The organism is Planktothrix sp. FACHB-1355 (assembly GCF_014748295.1).
GTDB lineage: Bacteria > Cyanobacteriota > Cyanobacteriia > Cyanobacteriales > Aerosakkonemataceae > Aerosakkonema > Aerosakkonema funiforme_A.
Genome location: NZ_JACJUP010001027.1, coordinates 1 through 2,568 on the forward strand (window position 1 = coordinate 1; position 2,568 = coordinate 2,568).

Below are 2,568 nucleotides of genomic sequence, written 5' to 3' on the forward strand. Positions count from 1 at the left end.
AGTCGCCGCCAGAAGCGATCGCTTCCTCGACGGCTACTTTAGCGCGATCGCGGTCTTCTGGATGCAGCAGCTCGCGCATCTGCGTCCACGTCATATATGGCCCGGGCGGAATCCCAAAAATTTCGGCGGCGCGATGTGAAAATGTTACTGTATCGGTCGCTGCGTCCCAACTCCAGTCTCCCATTCGGGCAGCTGTGAGCGCCAAACTCAGCCGTTCGGCAGTCTCTCGCAGCGCTTCCTCTGCTTGTTTGCGATCGGTAATGTCCAAGTATGCTCCAATCACTCCTCGCACTCCACCTTCCTCATCCCGTAGGGGTACGGCTTTGCCGTAGATGTATCGGACGACGCCATCTTCAAATACGAGTTCCGCATCTTCCTCTACTTCCTGTCCGGTGCTTCCCGCTTTCTGCATGGAGAGTTCCCCTGGCGGAATATCTCGACCTTTCCTTTGCAGTTTGAAGTTAAATGGATACACGCCATCGGCGGGAGTTGCGGTGGTAACTGAGTCCGGTTTTGCCCTCATCAATTCATATGCCGCGCAATTTGCCGTCATCTGGTGACAGTTGGGATCGTGGGCGATCCAAACTGCGGCGGGGACGATTTCCATAAAAGCTTGCAGTTCCCTCGCTTGCGCCCTTACCAGCGCCTCGCTTTCTCGCAAAGCTTTCTCTACTCGGATCTGTGCGGTGATATCGATCGACATTCCCGCGACTAAGTTACGTCCCTCGGCATCCTGGAAGGGGAATTTGAACGACATGACATTATACTCTTCATTATCTGCTGGAACAGTTTCCAGGATTTGAAGAGTGTGATTTGTTTGCAGAACGATCGCATCGTTATCTCGCAACTGTTGTGCAATTTCTGCGGTAAAGAAATCGAAATCGGTTTTTCCCACCCAATCAGCCAACGGTCGATTATGTTCCCGTTCTACCAGTGGGCTGACGTAGACGTAGCGTCCTGCTTCATCCTTGATGTATGCTTTGACTGGACTGTTGCTCATGAAGTTGGAAAATAGCTGTTGACTTTCCCGCAGCGCCGCTTCGGTACGCTTGCGCTCTGTCAAATCGAGGATAAAGGCAATGACATGATTGTGGGACTCATCTTCTAAAAGAACAGCTCCAACTAAAATGGGAACTCGACGACCGTCTTTGGTGATATATGCCTTCTCGTAGGGACTATGCGCTCCTGTGGTCATCAATTCGTCTAAGGCAAGTGCATCGAGATGACGCAACTCCGGCGGTGTCATTTCATCCCAACGCACTCGTCCTGCTAATAAATCTTCGCGGGTGTAGCCTACCATGTTGAGAAAGCAGTCATTCGCATCGGTAATGACACCGTGGGTATCTGCCGAAATAACTCCGATGATGTTGGATTCCACCAATCGCCGAAACTTTGCTTCGCTGATTTGAAGTCTTTGCAAACTGATTTTGGTGCTATGTTCGGCTGCACGCAATCCGCCACAAATAGCACTGATGAGAATCCCTTCGAGAACGAACAGCAGTGTCCGCCAGATGTCGGTCGCATCTAGCGATAGTTGACCGATCGGATCTAAAAAGAAGTAGTTGGCAAGCAGACCGGATAAGATGGTGGCGATCGCTCCTGCTTTTTTTCCTCCCAGCCAAGCACTGACGATCGCCGCCCCAAAGAACAGCAAAAAAGGGGTCTGGGTCATGTGCAACCACGGATCGAGCATGAGCATCAGCAATAAAGCGATCGCGACGCTCAATATCGCAACGGCATAAGGTAGCAGTCGGGTACGCATAACCTCAAACACGGTTGGGACTCCAAAGGGTTAGCTACGGTGCCGATCGAACAATTTATGCAGCCTACCCTAAAAGTAATTGTTTTCCTGTGGGGGTGAGCTTTCAGCTACCTGGGGTTTGAATTTTTCCAAGAATCTCATATCTTCGATCGCAACTTGAAAAGATTGTTTAGGTTAACTTTCCTGGTTTGCGATCGACATCTGCCGTAAGGTATAACCATTAAATTTGTTATTTCGCACACAATCTGTGCAAATTTATTATTATTCATCATAGCGATACAATTAACGATTACCCCGAAAATTCTGCTATCTGACGTACCATACAGGCTTAAAAATACCTCAAAATTAATAGGTGGCAACTTGTTTTATTATATTCCCTCCCTGTTTCTCATTACTGGTGAGAAATTTCTAGAAGTATGCACTAGCCAAAGGAAATTTTTGATGCAAAATCTAAAACAACGCAAGCCCGATATCGGTTATATTCCTACAGAAAGCGAGCAAGTTAACGCCGCACTCGCACTAGCTAAGATCGCATCTGACGATATTGTTTACGATCTCGGCTGTGGAGACGGAAGGGTAGTAATTGCAGCAGCTCGACAGTACGGTGCGAGAGGAGTCGGGATCGATATCGATGGGGAACGCATTCGGGAAGCACAGGAGAACAGCGAGAAAGCGGGGGTATGCGATCGCGTGCAGTTTCGCCAAGCAGATTTGTTTGAATGTGATTTCAGCGAAGCTACAGTTGTCTTCCTTTATCTGTTACCTCATCTCAATCTTAAACTCAGACCAAAATTATTTAACCAACT

The 2,568-nt window shown here is 48.6% G+C and carries 2 protein-coding genes; one reads left to right on the forward strand and one right to left on the reverse strand.

Annotated features, from left to right (window positions below; translation table 11 throughout):
* Positions 1-1,774: PAS domain S-box protein (locus tag H6S82_RS28500; protein WP_191057123.1), on the reverse strand; the 1,774-nt coding region annotated here is incomplete at its 3' end.
* A 429-nt stretch (positions 1,775-2,203) separates the two neighbouring features.
* On the opposite strand from H6S82_RS28500, the gene H6S82_RS28505 reads away from it, so the two are divergent.
* Positions 2,204-2,568, forward strand: a 365-nt coding sequence (locus H6S82_RS28505; RefSeq protein WP_191057124.1) for a class I SAM-dependent methyltransferase, incomplete at its 3' end; no start/stop codon positions are given.